Below are 18566 nucleotides of genomic sequence, written 5' to 3'. Positions count from 1 at the left end.
TTCGTCCGGTGCGGTGGTGCGTCGTGCTTGTTGCTGGGGCTACGGCGTGCTGGGTGCCGCCGCGGCGGCGGGGGCGGCCCCCGGGATGGAGGCCAGCAGCCGGCGGACGTAGTCCGTCCGGGGCCGGGAGATGACGTCGGACGCCGGGCCGTGCTCGACGACGTCGCCGTGCCGGAGCACGAGGACCTCGTCGGAGAGCTCCGCGACCACGCCGAGGTCGTGCGACACGAACAGGTACGTCAGCGAGAGCCGGTCCTGGAGGTCGAGCAGCAGGTCGAGGATCTGCCGCCGCACGGTGACGTCGAGCGCGGAGACCGGCTCGTCGAGCACCAGCACCTCGGGATGGGGCGCGAGCGCGCGGGCGATGGCGACCCGCTGCCGCTGGCCGCCGGAGAGCTCGGCCGTGTAGCGGTCGGCGACCGAGGCGGGGAGCCCCGTCTGCTCCAGGAGCTCGTCGACCCGCCGCGCCCGCTGGGCCGCGCCGCCGATCCGGTGGCCGGTCAGCGGCTCCTCCAGGATCGACCGCACGGTGGTGCGCGGGTTCAGGGAGGCGAACGGGTCCTGGTAGACCATCTGGACCTTGCGGTACAACGCGGCCTGGCCGGCGCCCCGGCGGTGATGGACCACGGGCTCGCCGTCCACCGTGACGCTGCCCGCGCCGGGCGGCGTCAGGCCCGCCAGGAGTCGCACCAGCGTGGTCTTGCCCGATCCGGACTCGCCCACGATGCCCAGCGTGGTGCCCCGCCGCACCTCGAAGCTCGCCCCGGCGACGGCGGTGACCGCCGTCCGCCCGCGGTGGGCGCGGAAGGTCTTGGCGACCTCGCGGGCCCGGACCACCACGGGGGCGTCGGCGGGCACCCGTGCGGCGGTGCGCTCGTGCCTCGCGGCGGCGGCGTCGGCCCCGGAGAAGCCGAGCGAGGACGACCTCAGGAGCTGCTCGGTGTAGGCGTCCCCGGGGTCGGCCACGACCTCCCGCGTGCGGCCGGAGCGCACCAGCACGCCGTCCTTGAGCACCGCGATCTCGTCCGCGCGCTCGGCCGCGACCCCGAGGTCGTGCGTGACGAGCAGCACGGCGAGGTCGTTCTCCGCGACCAGGCCGCCCAGCAGGTCCAGGATCGTCTTCTGGACGGTGACGTCCAGGGCCGTGGTCGGCTCGTCGGCCACCAGCAGCCGGGGCCCCGTGGACATCGCCGCCGCGATCAGCACGCGCTGGCACATGCCGCCGGACAGCTCGTGCGGGTAGGCGCCGTAGATCGTCTCGGGGTCGCGCAGCCCCACCTTGCCGAACAGCTCGATCACGCGCTCGCGGCGCTCCGCCTTGCCGGCCAGGCCGTGGGCGCGCAGCGGCTCGCCCGCCTGGACGCCCACGGGCAGGAGCGGGTTGAGCCCGAGCAGGGCGTCCTGCGGGATGTACCCGATGTCCTTGCCGCGGACCGCGCGGCGCTCGCGCTCCGGCAGGCCCGTCAGCTCCCGGCCGGCGAAGGTCACGCGGCCGGCGACCACGCGGCCGTTCTCGGGCAGGGTGCCGGTGACGGTGCGGCCCAGGGTCGACTTGCCCGAGCCGGACTCACCGACCAGCGCCAGCACGTGGCCCGGACGCAGCGAGAGGCTCACGTCGTCGAGCACGCGGACCGGCGGACGGCCGGGCAGCGCGAACTGGGCGCTGACGCCGTCGAGGGTGAGCAGGGGTTCAGGCGACGACACGGGTTCTCCCTCGGTCGATCGACCGGCCGATGCGGTACACGGCCAGCACGGAGACGACGATCACGAGGCCGGGCAGCAGGCTCAGCCACCACTGCGCGGCGATGAAGGTGCGGCCCTCGGCCACGAGCAGGCCCCACTCGGGCGTGGGCGGCGGGGCGCCGAGGCCGAGGAAGCTCAGCGAGGCGACGGTGAGGATGGCGCTGCCGATCTCCATCGTCGCGTAGGCCAGCACCGACCGGGTGGCGTTCGGCACCACGTGCCGCAGCAGCCGGTAGGCATAGCCGTGCCCGGCGAACACCGACGCCTCGACGTACCGGGCGCCCGCGACCTTCAGCACCTCCGACCGCATGAGGCGGGCGAAGGTCGCGGTGCTGTTGATCCCGATGGCCACGGCGATGTTGATGGTGCCGTGGCCCAGCGCCGAGATGATCGCCAGCGACACGATGAGGCTCGGCACGGCGAGCATGACGTCGACCACGCGCATCAGCACGCTGTCGAGCCAGCCGCGCACGGCGCCGGCGACGAGCCCGATCAACGACCCGCTGACCAGGCCGATCAGCACCGCGATCACCGCGGCCTGGAGCGACAGCCGGGTGCCGTGCACGGTGCGCGTGAACTGGTCACGCCCCAGGTCGTCGGTGCCGAACAGGTGCTCGGGGCCTGGCGGGAGCAGCATCGCGTCGCCGCTCTGCGCCAGCGGGTCGCCCGGCGCGAACAGCGTCGGGGCGAGTGCCGCCGTGACGATCAGCACCAGCCACACGTACGACACCAGCAGGCTGGGCGTGCGCGCGACGTCGACCAGCCGGCCGAGCCACCTGCGGCGTCGTCCCTCGCCCGGGCGGGCCGGGGCCGGCGCGGCCGGACCCGCAGGCCCCGCGGCGACCGCCGCCTCTGTCTCGGTGACGCTCATCGGCCCTCCAGCCGGATGCGCTTGTCGACCAGCGGGTAGAGCAGGTCGACGACGAAGTTGACGGTCACGAAGATCAGGGCGCTCACGGTGACCGCGACCAGCACCACCGGCATGTCGCGCCCGTTGACGGAGTCGACGACGAGCCGGCCGATGCCGGGCCGCGAGAACACCGTCTCCGTGAGCACGGTGCCGCCGACCATGACGCCGATGAGCGTCCCGAGCGCCGTGATCACCGGCAGCGACGCGTTGCGCAGGGCGTGCCGCACCACGACGTCGAACCGGCTGAGCCCCCAGCTGCGCGCCGTCTCGATGTAGGGCGAGGTCAGCGCGCCGCGCAGGTTGGCCGTCAGGAGCTGGGAGATGGTCCCGCCGCCGGCCACGGCGATCGACAGCGAGGCCACCAGCAGGCCCAGGAACGTCTGGTCGCCGAACGCGTCGATCCAGCCGAGCCGGAACGCGACGAGCTGCACCAGGACGAGCGCCACCAGGAACGGCGGGAGCGAGACGGCGACCGGCGGCAGCGAGACGAGCAGCTCGCGCAGCCACCGCCAGTCGGTCAGCTCGATGACCACGGACAGCGCGACCCCCAGCACGACCGCCAGCGCCAGGCCCAGGAACGCGAGCTGCAGCGTGGCCGGGAAGGCCTCGAAGAACACCTCGACGGCGGGCCGGCGCTGGTAGAGGCTGTCCCCGAAGTCCCCGAGGACGGCGCCCGACAGCGCGTCCCCGTACTGCACGAGGACCGGGCGGTCCAGGCCGAGCAGCTCACGCTGCTCGGCCAGGAGCTGCTCGACGTCGCCGCCGGAGGCGCCCATCGTCAGGCCGCCCGCCGCGTCGCCGGGGACGATGTAGAGCAGGAAGAACGCCCCGGTGAACGCGCCCCACACCACGATCGCTGCGTAGCCCAGCCGCCGCACGGCGTACTTCAGCAGCCCGTACCTCAGCACCTCACTTCTCCGAGAGCCAGGCGTTGTAGAGGTACTGGTCCAGGCCCACCGGCTGGATGTCGTGCACCGTGGGCTGGAAGGCCCAGATGTCGGTGTCGTTCACGATCGGCAGCACGTAGGCGTCCTCGACCAGGAGCTGGGCGGCCTCGTCGACGATCTTCTGCCGCGCCTCCGGCTCGATCACGGTGTTCTGCTCCTGGAGCAGGTCGTCGAGGCGCCGGCCGGTCTCGTCGTCGTCCGCGATGAACGAGCGGTTCGAGCCCGTCTCCACGCCGTAGTTGGCGCGCAGCACGTCGGGGTCCGGCGTGGAGTGGTACCAGTAGGCGATGTCGTACTCGCCGGACAGCAGCTTCTCGTTCGCCTCTGCGTCCAGCGGCGGGTCCAGGACCAGCTCGATGCCGAGCTCCTTCCATTGCGCCTGCACCACCTGCTCGGCCGCGCCGTCCCGCGGGAAGCGGAAGGAGAGGCGGTCGCCGGCGGCGTTGACCCGGATGCCGTCGGACCCGGTCTCGGACCAGCCGGCCTCGTCCAGGAGCTGCTTCGACAGCTCCGGGTCGTAGGTGAGGTACTCGCTCTGGTCGGAGTAGAACGGGTTCGCCGTGCTGAGCGGGCCCGTCGCGGCCTGGTCGTAGCCGCCGGAGACCAGCTTGGTGAACTCCTCGCGGTCGATGCCGTGCTGGAGCGCCTGGCGCACCCGGACGTCCTTCAGGACCTTCGAGGAGGTGTTGACCGGCCACTCCGTACCCGTCGCGGGGTTCGTGGTCTCGGTGATGGTCAGGCCGGCGGCCTCGAGCTGGTCCACGTACTTCGCGTTGACCCAGTAGATGAACTGGAGCTCCTCGCCGCCGATGACGGCGCCGTTGCGCACCGAGTCCTCGGGGATGATCTTGTAGACCACCTCGTCGAGGTAGGCCGGGCCGGTCCGCTCGAAGTACTCGGGCGCCCAGTCGTAGTCCGCGCGCTTCTTCAGCACGATCCGCTGGTTGGGCGTGTACTCCTCCAGGTAGAACGGGCCGGAGCCGTCCAGGAACTTCTGCCGCTCCTCGACCGGCAGCGCGGCCGTCTTCGCCGACACGATGCCCGCGTGCGCACGCGACAGGCTCACGAGGAACGCGGCGTTCGGCTTGGCGAACTCCACCTCGACCACGTGCTCGGACGGCGTCCGGATCTCCTTGATGCCCTCGACGATGGTCTTGGCGCTGGAGTGGATGCCGGGGCGGTCGAGGCTCTCGAAGTTCTGCTTGACGACCTCGGAGGTCAGCGCGGTGCCGTCGTGGAACGTCACGTCGTCGCGCAGCGTGAACGTGTAGACGCGGGCGTCCTCGACGGTCCACTCGGTGGCCAGCCAGGGCTCGATCTCCTTGGTCTCCGGGTTGAAGAAGACCAGCGAGTCCGTCAGGGCCCGGGCGACCGTGCGCCACACCTGGTTGACGACGGCGGCGTCGACCCCGTTGGGCTCGGCGGCCAGGCCGATGTTGAGGGTGCCCCCGGGGCGGTCCTCCTCGGGCACCGGCGCCGACGCGGTCCCGGAGCCGGTGCTGCAGGCGGAGACCACCAGGGACACCAGCACGGCCGCGGTGGCGGCGAGGCGCCACCGTCCGCGCCTGTTCGTGGCGGGCCTTCTCGTCGTGGACACGGTCTTTCTCCTCGGATCGGGAACGTAGGTGACACCGCCCCTTGCAGTGCGGCGGGAATGAGACGGGAAAAAATCCGACGAGTCAACCAATCCGGCAAAGAGTCCATATAGTGGGCGGCCGGCGCCCGCAGCCCTCTCACCGGGCGCGACAGCTCGCCGTGGCTCCTGTCCGGAGGGTGAGACGCCGAACTGGGGCATTGACGAAGGGCCCCCGACATGAGTGTCTGGCCTTCCGTCCACCCCACGGAGCACTCATGACAGCCATCGACGCCTTTCTGGTCACCACCCCGACCGAGACAGCTCCCGCACCCCCGGCCCGCAGGCCGGCCCGGATCACCCGAGCACCCCGGGCGCACCAGCCCGGTACCACGCCCGAGATCGCGCGCGACGAAGCGCACGACTCCACGCGCGACCCCTCCCAGCACCCCGAGTCGCCCGAGCACGCCGGCCGGCTCGCCGCCGCCCGCGTCCAGGTCGCCGCCCGCTACGGCGTGAGCCCGCGGCGCGCCGACACCGCGGCCCCGCAGGTGTCCGCGACCGTCGCCGCGGCGGCCGACCTCCCGCGGTCGGTGCTGGACGTCCAGCTCGCGCACCGTTCGGTCCGGCGGTTCCTGCCCGGACCGCTGCCGTCCTCCGTGCTGCCCACCCTGGTGGCGGCCGCGCAGTCCGCGCCGACCACGTCGAACCTCCAGCTCTGGAGCGTCGTGGCCGTCACCGACCCGGCGCGTCTCGCCCGCGTGGCCGCCCTGTCGGGCGAGCAGGAGCACGTGCGCGACGCGCCGCTCCTGCTGGTGTGGGTGGCCGACGTCGCCCGCGTCCGCGCCCTCGCCGAGCGGCGGAACACGTCCGTGCACGCGACCGGGTACCTGGAGACCACGGTCACCGCGTACCTCGACGCGGCGCTCGCGGCCCAGAACGCCGTGGTCGCCGCGGAGTCGCTCGGGCTGGGCACCGTCTACCTCGGCGGGGTCCGGGACCGGCCCGAGGAGCTCGCGGGCGAGCTGCGGCTGCCCCGGGGCGCCGCGCCGGTGACGGGCCTCGTCGTCGGGCGTCCCGACCCGGCCTGCCCGGGGCGGGTCAAGCCACGGCTGCCGCAGGCCGTGGTGCTGCACCACGAGACCTACGACACGGCGCGGCAGCTCCGGCCGCTGGCGGCCTACGAGAAGCGCATGACCGACTTCTACCGCGACGAGGGGCTCGACGGCGGCTGGATCGGGCGCACCCTGACCCGCCTGCGCGGACCCGCGGCCCTGCGCGGGCGGGAGCGGCTGCGGTCGGCGCTGGCCGCGCTGGGCATGCCGTCCTGGTGACCGGGCGGCTCGCCGCACCGGCGGCGAGCCGCCCGTCTCGCCATGCGAGAGCCTGCGGGCGCTCCTTGCCGACGGCGGCGCGGGGTGGTCGGCTGCGGGCATGACCACTGCCAGCAGCCCCACCCCGCCCGTCCCCGCCCGCACCCTGGGCTCCGGCCCGTACGCCCTGACCGTGTCGGCGGTCGGGTTCGGCGGCATGTCCGTCGCCGACTCGTACGGCCCGGCCGACGCCGCCGAGGCCGAGGCGGTGCTGCTGCGCGCGCTCGACCTCGGCGTCACCCTGATCGACACCGCCGACGTGTACGGCCACGGCCGCAACGAGGAGCTCATCGGCCGGGTGCTGGGCCCGCAGCGCGACCGGATCGTGCTGGCGAGCAAGCTCGGCCTGCCCCCGGCGGGCGGCCACCCCGACGGCCGGCCCGTCGACGGGCGCCCCGAGTACGTGCGCCGCGCGATCGACCGGTCGCTGGCCCGCCTGGGCACCGACCACCTCGACCTGTACTACCTGCACCGGGTGGACCCGCAGGTGCCGGTCGAGGAGACGGTCGGCGCGCTGGGCGAGCTCGTCACGGCGGGCAAGGTGCGGGCGGTCGGGCTGTCCGAGGCCGGCGCCGAGACCGTGCGCCGCGCCCACGCCGTGCACCCGATCACAGCCGTGCAGAGCGAGTACTCCCTGTGGACCCGTGACCCGGAGGACGCCGTCCTGCCCGCGCTGCGCGAGCTCGGCATCGGGTTCGTGCCGTTCTCCCCGCTGGGCCGCGGCATCCTGACGGGCACCGTCGACTCGACGGACGCGCTCGCCGCCGACGACGTGCGCCGCAGCCACGCCCGCTACGCCGGCGAGGCGTTCGAGCACAACCGCGCGCTGGTGCGCTCGCTGGAGTCGCTGGCCGCCGAGCGGGGCGTGACCACGGCCCAGCTCGCCCTGGCGTGGCTGCTCGCGCAGGGCGACGACGTGGTGCCGATCCCCGGCACCAAGCGGCTGCGGTACCTGGAGCAGAACGTCGCCGCGGCGTCGCTGGTCCTGTCCGCGGACGACGTCGCGGCGATCGGCGCCGTCATCCCGCGCGACGCCGTCCAGGGCGTCCGCCACCCGCGCCCGGACCTCCTGGAGGCGTGACCGGGGCTGCGCCGCGGCGGGCCGCCGCGGCGCAGCCCGCGTCAGATCGCCGTGTCGTCGCCGATGCGGTGGTACGCCCGGTTCTTGTACACCAGGGGAGACGCGGCAGGCTCCCCGCCGGCCTCGGTGAGGCTGGACGCCAGCGCCCGCAGCGAGACGAGGTAGCTGTCGCCGATCGGGGTGCGCTGCACGACGCGTGCCCGGAACCAGGACACGGCGCCGTCGATGACGGGCTCGCCCGTGGGCAGGGGTGTCCAGCCGCCGTCGGCGAAGCGGTCGATGCCGCTGGTGGCGAAGCGGGCGGAGACGTCGTCCTGGTGGTCGGCGAGGAAGCTGACGGCGAGCGTGCTGGCCTCGGAGATCGCGGGCCAGGACGACGAGGTCGAGGCGAGCGAGAAGGCGAGCAGCGGGGGCGCCGCGGAGACGGAGATGACCGAGGTGGCGGTGAACCCGACGGGCCGGTCCTCGTGCAGCAGGGCGACGACGGCGACGCCGGCGGGGTGGTTGCGGAAGACGGTCTTGAACTCGTCGGGGCTGAGCTGGGGCTCGTCCTGCTGGGCCAAGAGCTCCTCCAGGGCGGACAGGTCGATGTTCTCCGCGGTCATCGTGCGACCTCCTCGACACCAGCAGCGGCACCGGCCGGGACTCCGGCAGCGGCACCAGCCGGAACGCGGGCGGGGACGACGACGCCGGGGCCCGTCGCCCGCCGCAGCGACTCGCCCGCGCGGCTCAGCCAGGCCTCGATCACGCCGTCGAGGTCGGCGAGCTGGCTCTCCGTGACGGTCAGCGAGCGGGCCGGCACCACGGCGCCCAGCTCGACGAGCACGGGCCGCAGGTGCACCTCCCCGGCCAGCGCGTGCGCGGGGTTGCCGGAGACCACGAGCGGGACGGCGACCACGCCGGCCAGGCCGTCGTTGCCGTACAGGTCGAGGAAAGCCTTGAGCAGGCCGGTGTAGGCCGCCTTGTAGACGGGGGTGGCGACGACGGCGACGGTGGCGCCGGCGAGGCGCTCCTTCGCGGCGTCGGCCTCGGGGTGCTCGGCGGCGAGGATCTGGCCCGCGAACGTGGCGAGGTCGATCGTGGCGACGTCGTCGATGCCCAGGTGCGCGGCGATCCGGTGCGCCGCGGCCTCGGCGGCGCGCAGGGTGCGCGACCCGGGACGGGGGTTCCCGGAGACGACCACGACGGTGCGTGCGGGCGGGGCGGTGGTGGTCGGTGCGGTCGGTGCGGTGGGTGAGGTCATGGGAGGGCTCCTCGCAACGTGTTGAGCTCGGTGGTCGCGCGGTGGGCGGTTGACCGTGGTGGAGGTATAGGCGGCGAATCGGAAGATGACCAGGAGGAGACCCGGACTTCTCACTATCCGGACCCGGACGTGGGCGGCGCGTCAGCCGAAGGCGCGTGCCAGCCGCTCGACGGCGGTGCGCAGCTCGTCGTCGGTGCGGTCGCCGTACGCGAGCCGGAGTCGGCGCGCCGAGTCGGTGCCCGGTCCCGTCACGAAGAACTCGCCCTGCTGGTAGTCGATTCCCTCGGCGCTCGCGCGGGCGTGCAGCTCGCGGGAGTCCACTGCGTCGTCGGTCAGCCGCGGCCAGAGGAAGAACCCGCCCTCGGGGACGGTGACGTCGAACCGCCCCGGGAGCTGGGTCTCCAGCTCCGAGACGAGCAGCTCGGCACGGTGGCGGTACAGCTCGCGGGCGGCGCCGAGCGTGGTGTCGAACCAGCCGGGGCGGCTGACCAGCAGGTGTTCCACGAGGGTCTGCACGAACGTCGAGGAGTGCGAGTCCTGGCGGTTGCGCAGCCGCACGAAGGTGTCGACCAGGTGGTCGGGGAGCACCAGCCAGCCCAGGCGCAGGCCCGGGCCGAGGGTCTTGGTGAACGTGTTGACGTGCACCACGTGCCCGGAGTCGAAGAACACGCGCCGCCCCTGGTCGGTGCCGGCGAACCGCAGCTCGCGGTACGGGTCGTCGGCGATGACCACGAAGCCGTACCGCTCCGCCAGCTCCACCAGCGCGGCCCGCTTGGCCGCCGACAGCGTGCCCTGCGAGGGGTTGTGGAAGTCCGGCACGGTGTACACCGCGGCGATGCGCTCGCCCTCGGCGAGTCGCCGGGCCAGGTGCTCGACGTCGAGCCCGTCCGCCTCGACCGGCACCGGCAGCGTGCCGGCGCCGACGAGCTCCAGGGTGCGCAGGAACAGGGGGTAGGCGGGATTGTCGACGGCCACCAGGCCGCCGCGCTCGACGAGGGCCTGCACCGTCAAGGACAGGCCGTGCATACCGCCGTTGGTGACGAGGATCCGGCGCGGGTCCACACCCTCGCGCTCGGTGATCCAGCCGCGCAGCCCCTCGAAGCCGTGCGATCCGGAGTACTGCAGGGCGGCGGCCGCGCCGCCGGCGTCCCAGACCTCGCCGAGCGCCTCGCGCAGCTCCTGGAGGGGCAGCGCCGACGGGTCGGGGATGCCGCCGAGCAGGCGGATCGCGTCCGGGCGCGGCGACAGCAGGCTCTGGTCGCCGAAGCCCTTCGGGACGGTCAGGCCCTGCGCGAGGGCGGCCGGGACCAGGGGGACCGGCGCCGGCTGGCGGGATTCCGCATCCGGGGCGGCCGCCGTGCCCGGGACGGTCGGGTCGGTGAGCGTCATGTCGTCTCCTCGCAGGTTCGGTGCGGCCGGCCCGACGGCGGGAGCCGCGGCCGGGACGTGCTTCGCGGCGCAGATATACGGCCAGGCACGGCCGGACGCCGCACGGTTGCCGGAACTTCTCAGTCCCTGGACGCCATGGGCCGCCGGCTGCCCAGGATCCGAGACGTCGCGACGGACCGTTGACGGGCGCGGGGCCACCTCGTACAACCGCGACCATGTCGACCACCACCTCGCCCGCAGAGGGCCCTGCCCAGGCCACCCGTCCCGCATCCGCCGGAACACCCGCCGCGGGCGGCGCCGGAACCGGCGCCGCGACCACCGCCCCGGCGCTCGTCGCCGAGCTGCGCGAGCACCTCGCGGCGGCCGACGTGCTCACCGCGCCGGACGACGTCGAGCCCTACCGCTCCGACGTCACCGGCCTGCGCGCGGGCCGCCCCCCGGCCGTCGTCGTCGTGCCGCGCACGGTGGAGCAGGTCCAGGCGGTCGCGCGGACGGCGAGCGCGCACGGCGTGCCGCTCGTGGTGCGCGGCGCGGGGACCGGGCTCGCGGGTGCGGCGGCGGCGCCGGCCGACGGCATCGTGCTGTCCACCGCGGGTCTGGCCGGCATCCGGATCGACCCGGACGACCACGTCGCCGTCGTCGGCCCCGGGGCGATCACCGACCACGTCGACCTCGCCGCCCGCGAGCACGGGCTGATGTACGCCCCGGACCCCGCGTCGTCCCAGATCTCGACGATCGGCGGCAACATCGCGACCAACGCGGGCGGGCTGCGCTGCGTCAAGTACGGCGTGACGCGGGAGTCGGTGCTGGCGCTGGACGTGGTGCTGGCGGACGGCACGCTGCTGCGCACCGGGCACCGCAGCGTCAAGGGCGTGGTCGGCTACGACCTCGTGAGCCTGGTCGTGGGCAGCGAGGGCACGCTCGGGATCGTCGTCGGCGCCACCCTCCGCCTGCTGCCCGCGCCCACGCGCGTGCGCACGCTCGTGGTCTCGGTGCCCAGCCTGCCCGACGCCGGGCGCGCCGTCGGGGTCGTGACCGGCTCGGGCGTGCGCCCCTCCACGGTCGAGCTGCTCAACGCCGAGACGCTGGAGAACATCGACGCGCACAGCGGTACCGACCTGGTGGCGCGGCACGGGGGCGGCCTCGTGCTCGTCCGCACCGACGGCCCGGGCGCCGACGTCGAGATCACGGCGCTCGCGGACGCGCTGTCCGCCGCGGGCCTGCGCGCCCAGGTGCTCGACGACGCCGAGGGTGAGCGCTACTACGAGCTGCGTCGCACGGGGCGCGGCCGGCGCGACGACCTGTGGTCGGTCGGCGAGGACGTGGCGGTGCCGCGCTCGGCGCTGGTGCCCGTGCTGGAGGCGATCGAGGAGATCGGCCGGCGGTTCGACGTCGCCGTCAGCGCCGTCGCGCACGCCGGCGACGGCAACCTGCACCCCGGCCTGAGCGTGCCGCGCCTGCCCGGCGAGGCCGCCCCGCCCGCCCGGCTGCACGAGGCCGCGGACGCCCTGGTCCGCGCGGCGCTCGCGCACGGCGGCACCCTCAGCGGGGAGCACGGCGTGGGCTCGGCCAAGCGCCGCTGGCTCGCGGACGAGCTCGGCGCCGAGCAGATCGCGCTGCAGCGCGCGATCAAGGCGGTCCTCGACCCCGCGGGCATCCTCGCCCCGGGTGGTTTCCTCGCGGACGACGCTGCCGCGCGCTGATCCGGGGAAGGTTTCCCGGAGCAAGGTTGTCTCAATTTTGTGTCTCATGATGTGAGAAGTCCGGCATGAGCCATGGACGTGGGCCCCGTGCTCGCTACCGTCCGCGCCAGTCGTCAGACCACCGCACCTGAAGGAGACACCGATGAGCACCACGTCTTCCGGCCGCCCGCCGGGCCGCACCGGGCGTACGCGCCGGGCGGTCCAGGCCGCCGTCGCCGCCCTCGCCACCGTCACCCTCACGGCGGCCTGCGCGGCCGGCGGCCCGGCGGAGGCCGGCGGGGGGAGCGGCGAACCGCGCGAGGGCGGGGACATCGTCTTCCTCATCGACTCGCTCGGCGACACCTGGATCCCCAACAACAGCTCGATCTCCAGCTTCCAGGGGCACGTCTGGGGCCACGTCACCGACAAGCTCGTCTACGTCGACGCGGAGGGCGAGGTCAGCCCCTGGGTCGCCGAGAGCTGGGAGCAGAACGACGACGCCACGCAGTTCACGCTCCACCTCAAGGACGGCGTGACGTTCTCGGACGGCAGCCCTCTCGACGCGGCCGCCGTCGTCGAGAACCTCGACACCTGGGCGTTCGGCGCGCCGGACGCGGGGATCAGCCCCGTGGGCCTGTTCCCCAAGACCTACGACCGCGCGGAGGCCGTGGACGAGAGCACCGTCGAGGTGTACTTCGACGCCCCGACCCTCGGCTTCGTGCCCACCCTGGGCTACCACGGCTCGATCCTGGTCTCGCCCGAGACCCTCGCCCTGCCCGCCGAGGAGCAGGCCGACCTGTCCAACGACATCGGTTCCGGCCCGTTCGTCGTCGAGTCCTGGAAGGAGGGCGACAGCGTGGTCCTGACCAAGCGCGAGGACTACGACTGGGGCCCCGAGGCCGTGGGGCACACCGGCCCGGCCTACCTCGACACCATCACGTACAAGCTGGTCGCGGAGTCCTCGACCCGGACGGGCGCGGTCCAGTCCGGCCAGGCCGACGTCGCCTACAACGCCACGCCGCAGGAGCTCGACTCGTTCAAGGAGCAGGGCTTCTCGGTCGACGTGCCGCGCTACCTCGGCTTCGTCAACGGCTACCGCCTCAACACCCGCGTGGCGCCGTTCGACGACACCCTGGTGCGGCAGGCGTTCCAGCACGGCATCGACCGCGACGAGATCCTGTCGACCGTCTACACCGAGGACTGGTCCGCCGCCGAGGGTCTGATCCAGAGCAACGTCCCGGAGGCGACGGACCACTCCGACTCCTTCGCCTACGACCCCGAGCTGGCCGCCTCCCTGCTGGACGAGGCCGGCTGGACCGAGGGCGCCGACGGCGTCCGCACCAAGGACGGCGAACCGCTCGAGCTCACGCTCTACCCCAACCCCTACCTGGCCACGTCCAAGGCGATCGACGAGCTCGTGGCCCAGCAGCTCGGCGAGCTCGGCTTCGCCGTCGACATCCAGGCGTACGACGTCGTCACCTTCGGCGAGCGGGTCTCCGACAACACGTCGCTGTCCAACTACGAGGTCACGCGCAGCTTCATCGACGTCGGCACCGTGGCCAGCATCCTGACCGACGCCGAGAACGGCGAGGACTGGTTCGGCCTGGGCCAGAGCGACGAGCGGACCAACGAGCTGCGCGACGCCGTGGCGCAGGCCACCGACCTGGACGAGCGCGCGAAGGCGGTCGACGAGCTGCAGGAGCACCTCCTGGAGGAGGCCTACTTCGCGCCGGTCACGCAGATCGTCCAGCGCATCTACGTGAGCAACCCCGAGCTGCACGACGTGACGTACAACGGGGTCGCCTACGCCAGCTACTACACGGCGTGGCTCGAGGACTGACGGGGCTCGGGGACTGACGGGGGGAGACGAGTCATGAACGCGAGCTACCTGCGGTTCGCCGGCCGGCGCCTGCTCCAGGCGGTCGTGGTGGTGCTGCTGGCGTACGTGTTCACCTTCGTGGTGATCAGCGTGCTGCCCGGCGACCCGGTGACCAACACCCTGCGCAACCCGGAGAACGGGTTCACCGAGGAGGAGATCGCCCGGATCGTGGCCTACTACGGGCTCGACCAGCCCGTGGTGGTCCAGCTCTGGCAGTCGCTGTCCCACTTCGTCGTCGGTGACCTCGGCGTCTCGCTGCGGTCCAACCTGCCGGTGACCCGCCTGGTCGCCGAGGTGGTGCCGTCCACGCTGGCGCTCGCGGCGTCGGCCCTGGCCGTGGCCCTGGTGCTGGCGTTCGCCGTCGCGTACGGCACGCAGAACCTGCCGCGCAGGTACGGGCAGGGCGTGCTGCGGGCGCTCCCGTCGCTGTTCCTGTCGGTGCCGGCGTTCGTGGTGGGCCTCCTGCTCATCCAGGTCTTCGCGTTCCAGCTCGGCCTGTTCCGGGTGATCGAGCCCGACGGCGCGTGGGCCACGTTCTTCGCCGCCGTCGCGCTCGGCATCCCGGTCTCCGCCCAGGTGGCCGAGGTGCTGATCACGGGGCTCGACCACGAGTCGCGGCAGGAGTACGCCGCCGTCGCCCGGTCGCGCGGGCTGGGGCAGGCGCGGCTGTTCGCCAAGCACCTGCTCAAGCCGTCGTCCCTGCCGGTCGTGACGGTGGTCGCCCTCACGGTGGGCGAGCTGCTGGGCGGCGCGCTCATCATCGAGACGATCTTCGGCCGCACCGGCGTCGGCAGCCTGGTGCAGCGCTCGGTCTCCACGCAGGACCTGCCGGTGCTGCAGGCGGTGGTCTCGCTGGCGGCCGTCGTGTTCGTCGTCGTCAACCTGCTCGCGGACCTCGTCTACCCGCTGCTCGACCCGCGGGTCCGGCTGGACCGGGCGCCCCGGAAGGCGGCCGGGCAGCCCGGTCCTGAGCAGCCCACGCCCGAGCAGCCCGTCCTGGAGAGGCAGGTGAGCGTCCCATGACCGCCGCCACCACCGTCGTCGGCTCGTGGCGGACGGCGTCCGCCCGCGCCTGGTCGGGCGCCGTCCCGCCCACCGTGCTGCTCTCGTTCGCGGTGCTCCTGGTCGTGCTGCTGTGGTCGCTCCTGCCCGGAGTCTTCGCGACCCAGGACCCCGTCAACGGGGTGCCGGCGGACAAGCTCCTGGGGCCGAGCGCGGCCCACTGGTTCGGCACCGACCACCTCGGCCGCGACCTGTTCGCGCGGGTCGTGCACGGCACGGCGTCCTCGGTCACGAGCGCGCTCGTCGCCGTCACGATCGGCGTCGTCGTCGGGGGCGCGATCGGCCTGGTCGCCGGGTCCGCCGGCGGCTGGACCGACGTCGTGCTGGCCCGCGTCGTCGACGTGCTGCTCGCCATCCCGAGCTTCCTGCTCGCCGTGGTCATCGTCAGCTCGCTCGGCTTCGAGACCGTCAACGCGGCCATCGCGACCGGCGTCTCCGCCGTGGCCGTGTTCGCCCGGGTCATGCGCGCCGAGGTGATCAAGACCCGCCGTGCCGTGTTCGTCGAGGCGTCCGTGCTGCAGGGCGGCTCGCGCACGCACGTGCTGCTGCGGCACGTGCTGCCCAACGCCTCGCGGTCGCTGCTGGCGCTCGCGGTGCTCCAGTTCGGGCTGTCGATCCTGGTGATCGCCGGCCTCGCGTTCCTCGGCTACGGCGACCCGCCCCCGGCGTCCGACTGGGGCCTGCTCGTCTCGTCGGGCAAGGACTACCCGACGGCGCCGTGGCTCGTGTACGCGCCCGCACTGGTCGTGGTGGCCACGGTGCTGTCCGTGAACCGGATCAGCCGCTGGCTGCGGCGGACCGCCTGACCCGCTCCGCCCTGATTGCCCCGCCCGTTTGTCCAGACCCGATCCCATCGAGGGAGCACGCCATGACCGTGACCGCCGCCGCGCCCACCGGCGTCGCCGCCGCCCCCGCCTCGTCCGCGCTGCTGCGCGTCGAGGGCCTGACGGTCGCCTACGGCCGCACCCAGGTCGTCTCCGACGTCTCCTTCACGCTGGGGCGCGGCGAGAGCCTCGCGCTGATCGGGGAGTCCGGGTCCGGCAAGTCCACCATCGCCCGTTCGCTGCTGCGCCTCCTGCCCGACGCCGGCGCGGCTCACGGCCGGGTCGAGTTCGAGGGGCGCGACGTCCTCTCCTTGCCCGAACGGCAGTTCCGCCCGCTGCGCGGGCGGTCCCTGGGGTTCGTGCCCCAGGACCCGGGCAGCTCGCTGAACGCCGTGCGCACCATCGGCGCCCAGGCGCAGGAGGCCGCCGCGCTGACGGGCGAGCGGGACGCCGGCACGCGACGCCGGCTGATCCTCGACACCTTCGCGCAGGTGGGCCTCGACGACCCGGGGCGCGTCTACGACTCGTACCCGCACCAGCTCTCGGGCGGCATGCTGCAGCGCGTGCTCATCGGGCTCGCGGTGCTGCCGCGGCCGGCGCTGCTGGTCGCCGACGAGCCGACGTCCGCCCTCGACGTGACCATCCAGAAGCGGATCCTCGACCTGCTGTCCGAGCTGCGGGCCGACCTCGGCATCAGCCTCCTGCTCATCACGCACGACCTGGCGATCGCCGCCGAGCGCGCCGACTCGCTCGTGGTCCTGCGCGACGGCGTGGTCCAGGAGGCGGGGCCGACGGCGCAGGTGTTCGCCGCGCCCCGCTCCGCCTATGCGCGCGAGCTGCAGGCCGACGTCCCGGCCCTCAACCCGGACCGGTACCGGGCGCTGCGGGAGACCCGGGCCGGCTCCGCCGGTGACCCGGGCTCCGCCGAGGCGACCGAGGCCGCGCCCAGGATCGAGCTGCGCGGCGTGACCAAGGCGTTCACCGTCGAGGGTCGCCGGCTCACGGCGCTGGACGACGTCTCCTTCGCCGTCCGGCGCGGCACCACGCACGCGCTGGTGGGGGAGTCGGGCTCGGGCAAGACCACGGCGGTACGGCTCCTGCTCGGCCTCGACCAGGCCGACGACGGCGAGATCCTCGTCGCGGGCGAGCCCGTCCACGGCCGCTCGGCCGCCGGGCTGCGGGCCGTACGCCGGCACCTCCAGCTCGTCTACCAGAACCCGTTCACGTCGCTCGACCCGACGTGGCGCGTCGAACGGCTGGTGCGCGAGCCGCTGGACCGGTTCGGTATCGGCGACCGGGCCGAGCGCACCGTCCGGGTGCGGGAGGCGCTCGCCGCCGTCGGGCTGGCCGAGCAGCTGCTGGCGCGGCGTCCCGGCGCGCTGTCGGGCGGGCAGCGGCAGCGCGTGGCGATCGCCCGCGCGCTCGTGCTGCGCCCCGACGTGCTGGTGCTCGACGAGCCGACGTCGGCCCTCGACGTGACCGTGCAGGCCGACCTCGTCGAGGTGCTCGTGCGGCTCCAGGCCGAGCTCGGCCTGACCTACGTCTTCGTCTCGCACGACCTGGCCCTGGTCCGCCAGCTCGCGGACACGGTCACGGTGCTGCACCGCGGCCGGGTCGTGGAGGGGGGCGAGGTCGAGAAGATCTTCGCGACCCCGGCCGCCCCCTACACCCGCCGCCTCCTGGACTCGATCCCGCACCCGTCGGGTGGGTGACGCGGGCGATCACCCTGGAGGCTCAGGAGTTCACCACCTCGGCGACGTGCGAGAACCAGGACTCCCGTCCGCCGCCGTCGTGGCCCACCGAGTTGAAGTACTCCCAGCCGAAGACGCCGCCGAAGTCGGGGTGGCGGTCCACCAGGGTGCCGACCGTGGCGTCGAACGTGGGCGGGTCCACGTACCCGCTGCAGTTGCCGGGGTTGGTCACGGTGCCCGCCACGACGCGGCCCGGCGTGAAGCCGTTGGCGAGGATCTGGTCGTAGACCGTCGTCGTACGCAGGTCGCCCCAGCCGCAGTAGAACTGGGTGTTGTACCAGTCGATCCGGTCGCCGGCCTGCCGCTCCAGCTCCGCGTAGGAGAAACCACCGGAGAAGCTCGTTCGGCCCGCCATGTCGGTGGCGACCGGCGTCAGGGTGACCACGAAGTCCGGGCCGAAGTCGGCTCGCAGCGCGTCGACCAGGTGGACCGTGTCCGCCAGCGAGAACGTCTCCTCGATGTCGAGGTCCACGCCGTCGAGGTCGTAGGCGCGCAGGAAGTCGCGCAGGACCGGGTAGAGCCGGTCGAAGTCCTCCCGCAGGTAGCGGTAGGTGCCGGGCGCGGCGCCGCCGAGGAACGCGCTGACCGTGACCCCCTGGTCCTGCATCGTCGCCAGGTCGTCCCACATGACGCCGAGCTCGGCGTGGTCGGCCGGGATGTCGTTGACAGTGAGGGACGCGTCGGCGTTCAGGTGGATCGCGCCCACGTTGACGTCCGTGACCGAGCCGAGCAGCGGCTTGGGGTCCACGTAGCGGCGCACCCCGTCCGAGCCGGTCTCGTAGATCGTCTGGTAGAAGGCGATGACCCGGTGGTCGGCGGCCTGTGCGGCCGCCGGTTCCCGCGCCGGTTCCTGCGCCGGTTCCTGCTCCAGGGCGGTGGCCGCGGGGCCCGCCGCGGCGGTCAGCGCCAGCAGGCCGGCCGTCAGTGCGGCGCCGAGTCGGACGAGCGATCGGGACATCGGTGACTCCCTTTCTCCGGGCGGTCTCGTGCGGTGCTCCGCCGAAGCGCTCCGGGCACCCCTGGGACCGTAGGCGGCGCCTCCGCCGTCGGACAAGGAGGGCGGCCTGACCATGGGGATATCCCTCATGCCGGGCCGGGCCGGGCCAGGC

Annotated in this window: 15 protein-coding genes; 7 read left to right on the top strand and 8 right to left on the bottom strand. The window is 73.7% G+C overall.

Annotated elements, in window-relative coordinates:
* Window positions 1-39: 39 nt before the first annotated feature.
* From AB0I29_RS19250 to AB0I29_RS19235, 4 genes are read right to left on the bottom strand one after another with little or no spacing between them, the layout of a single operon-like run.
* Window positions 40-1704 carry an ABC transporter ATP-binding protein gene (locus AB0I29_RS19250; RefSeq protein ID WP_357484456.1) on the bottom strand — a complete coding sequence of 555 codons (1665 nt, stop codon included), beginning with the start codon at window positions 1702-1704 and terminating at the stop codon, window positions 40-42.
* Window positions 1691-2614, bottom strand: a complete 924-nt coding sequence (locus tag AB0I29_RS19245; RefSeq protein WP_285101578.1) for an ABC transporter permease — start codon at window positions 2612-2614, stop codon at window positions 1691-1693. Before AB0I29_RS19245 ends, AB0I29_RS19250 begins: the two co-directional genes overlap by 14 nt.
* Complete coding sequence (locus AB0I29_RS19240) at window positions 2611-3561, bottom strand: ABC transporter permease (protein ID WP_285101581.1); 951 nt, start codon at window positions 3559-3561, stop codon at window positions 2611-2613. The genes AB0I29_RS19245 and AB0I29_RS19240 overlap by 4 nt, the downstream gene beginning before the upstream one ends.
* A 1-nt stretch (window position 3562) precedes the next feature.
* Window positions 3563-5197: an ABC transporter substrate-binding protein gene (locus AB0I29_RS19235; RefSeq protein WP_357484451.1), complete on the bottom strand. Its 1635-nt coding sequence runs from the start codon at window positions 5195-5197 to the stop codon at window positions 3563-3565.
* 254 nt (window positions 5198-5451) lie between these two features.
* Between AB0I29_RS19235 and AB0I29_RS19230 the strand changes: the two genes are divergently transcribed.
* Together AB0I29_RS19230 and AB0I29_RS19225 are read left to right on the top strand one after the other, a co-directional pair.
* The gene (locus tag AB0I29_RS19230) at window positions 5452-6507 is read left to right on the top strand and encodes an NADPH-dependent oxidoreductase (protein ID WP_357484448.1); all 1056 of its coding nucleotides are present in this window, start codon (window positions 5452-5454) and stop codon (window positions 6505-6507) included.
* A gap of 100 nt (window positions 6508-6607) precedes the next feature.
* Window positions 6608-7627, top strand: coding sequence for an aldo/keto reductase (locus AB0I29_RS19225; protein WP_357484445.1), 1020 nt, complete (start codon window positions 6608-6610; stop codon window positions 7625-7627).
* A gap of 41 nt (window positions 7628-7668) precedes the next feature.
* On the opposite strand, the gene AB0I29_RS19220 is transcribed toward AB0I29_RS19225, so the two are convergent.
* The 3 genes from AB0I29_RS19220 to AB0I29_RS19210 form a co-directional block, all read right to left on the bottom strand.
* The gene (locus AB0I29_RS19220; protein WP_285101588.1) at window positions 7669-8232 is read right to left on the bottom strand and encodes a flavin reductase family protein; all 564 of its coding nucleotides are present in this window, start codon (window positions 8230-8232) and stop codon (window positions 7669-7671) included.
* Entirely contained in the window at window positions 8229-8870 is a 642-nt protein-coding gene (locus tag AB0I29_RS19215; RefSeq protein ID WP_357484441.1) for an NAD(P)H-dependent oxidoreductase, read from the bottom strand. Before AB0I29_RS19215 ends, AB0I29_RS19220 begins: the two co-directional genes overlap by 4 nt.
* A 141-nt stretch (window positions 8871-9011) precedes the next feature.
* Window positions 9012-10259 (bottom strand): PLP-dependent aminotransferase family protein, encoded by a 1248-nt coding sequence (locus tag AB0I29_RS19210; RefSeq protein ID WP_357484438.1) that lies wholly within the window; start codon window positions 10257-10259, stop codon window positions 9012-9014.
* 215 nt (window positions 10260-10474) lie between these two features.
* On the opposite strand from AB0I29_RS19210, the gene AB0I29_RS19205 reads away from it, so the two are divergent.
* The 5 genes from AB0I29_RS19205 to AB0I29_RS19185 all read left to right on the top strand — a co-directional run bounded on the left by AB0I29_RS19205 (window position 10475) and on the right by AB0I29_RS19185 (window position 17418).
* Entirely contained in the window at window positions 10475-11962 is a 1488-nt protein-coding gene (locus tag AB0I29_RS19205) for an FAD-linked oxidase C-terminal domain-containing protein (RefSeq protein WP_357484435.1), read from the top strand.
* A 142-nt stretch (window positions 11963-12104) separates the two neighbouring features.
* A complete protein-coding gene (locus tag AB0I29_RS19200) occupies window positions 12105-13781 on the top strand; it encodes an ABC transporter substrate-binding protein (RefSeq protein ID WP_285101594.1) in 1677 nt (558 codons plus the stop codon).
* A 33-nt stretch (window positions 13782-13814) separates the two neighbouring features.
* On the top strand, window positions 13815-14843 hold the full coding sequence (locus tag AB0I29_RS19195) for an ABC transporter permease (protein ID WP_357484431.1): 1029 nt from the start codon (window positions 13815-13817) through the stop codon (window positions 14841-14843).
* Window positions 14840-15688 carry an ABC transporter permease gene (locus tag AB0I29_RS19190; RefSeq protein ID WP_357484428.1) on the top strand — a complete coding sequence of 283 codons (849 nt, stop codon included), beginning with the start codon at window positions 14840-14842 and terminating at the stop codon, window positions 15686-15688. Before AB0I29_RS19195 ends, AB0I29_RS19190 begins: the two co-directional genes overlap by 4 nt.
* Before the next feature lie 62 nt (window positions 15689-15750).
* On the top strand, window positions 15751-17418 hold the full coding sequence (locus tag AB0I29_RS19185; protein ID WP_357484425.1) for an ABC transporter ATP-binding protein: 1668 nt from the start codon (window positions 15751-15753) through the stop codon (window positions 17416-17418).
* 22 nt (window positions 17419-17440) lie between these two features.
* Here the strand turns inward: AB0I29_RS19185 and AB0I29_RS19180 are convergent, their stop codons facing one another.
* Entirely contained in the window at window positions 17441-18415 is a 975-nt protein-coding gene (locus AB0I29_RS19180; RefSeq protein ID WP_357484422.1) for a glycosyl hydrolase family 18 protein, read from the bottom strand.
* Window positions 18416-18566: the final 151 nt, after the last annotated feature.

The sequence above is a fragment of the Promicromonospora sp. NPDC050262 genome (genome assembly GCF_040655935.1).
In the GTDB taxonomy this organism is placed as follows: domain Bacteria; phylum Actinomycetota; class Actinomycetes; order Actinomycetales; family Cellulomonadaceae; genus Promicromonospora.
Note: the sequence above shows the minus strand (reverse complement) of the source record. Positions and strands in the feature narration are given on the sequence as shown.

Bases quoted from the DNA above. Each gene is read 5' to 3' on its own strand.
- AB0I29_RS19180 (WP_357484422.1), bottom strand. From the start codon at position 18,415: ATGTCCCGATCGCTCGTCCGACTCGGCGCCGCACTGACGGCCGGCCTG.
- AB0I29_RS19195 (WP_357484431.1), top strand. From the start codon at position 13,815: ATGAACGCGAGCTACCTGCGGTTCGCCGGCCGGCGCCTGCTCCAGGCG.
- AB0I29_RS19200 (WP_285101594.1), top strand. From the start codon at position 12,105: ATGAGCACCACGTCTTCCGGCCGCCCGCCGGGCCGCACCGGGCGTACG.
- AB0I29_RS19185 (WP_357484425.1), top strand. From the start codon at position 15,751: ATGACCGTGACCGCCGCCGCGCCCACCGGCGTCGCCGCCGCCCCCGCC.
- AB0I29_RS19190 (WP_357484428.1), top strand. From the start codon at position 14,840: ATGACCGCCGCCACCACCGTCGTCGGCTCGTGGCGGACGGCGTCCGCC.
- AB0I29_RS19220 (WP_285101588.1), bottom strand. From the start codon at position 8,232: ATGACCGCGGAGAACATCGACCTGTCCGCCCTGGAGGAGCTCTTGGCC.
- AB0I29_RS19230 (WP_357484448.1), top strand. From the start codon at position 5,452: ATGACAGCCATCGACGCCTTTCTGGTCACCACCCCGACCGAGACAGCT.
- AB0I29_RS19245 (WP_285101578.1), bottom strand. From the start codon at position 2,614: ATGAGCGTCACCGAGACAGAGGCGGCGGTCGCCGCGGGGCCTGCGGGT.
- AB0I29_RS19225 (WP_357484445.1), top strand. From the start codon at position 6,608: ATGACCACTGCCAGCAGCCCCACCCCGCCCGTCCCCGCCCGCACCCTG.
- AB0I29_RS19215 (WP_357484441.1), bottom strand. From the start codon at position 8,870: ATGACCTCACCCACCGCACCGACCGCACCGACCACCACCGCCCCGCCC.
- AB0I29_RS19205 (WP_357484435.1), top strand. From the start codon at position 10,475: ATGTCGACCACCACCTCGCCCGCAGAGGGCCCTGCCCAGGCCACCCGT.
- AB0I29_RS19210 (WP_357484438.1), bottom strand. From the start codon at position 10,259: ATGACGCTCACCGACCCGACCGTCCCGGGCACGGCGGCCGCCCCGGAT.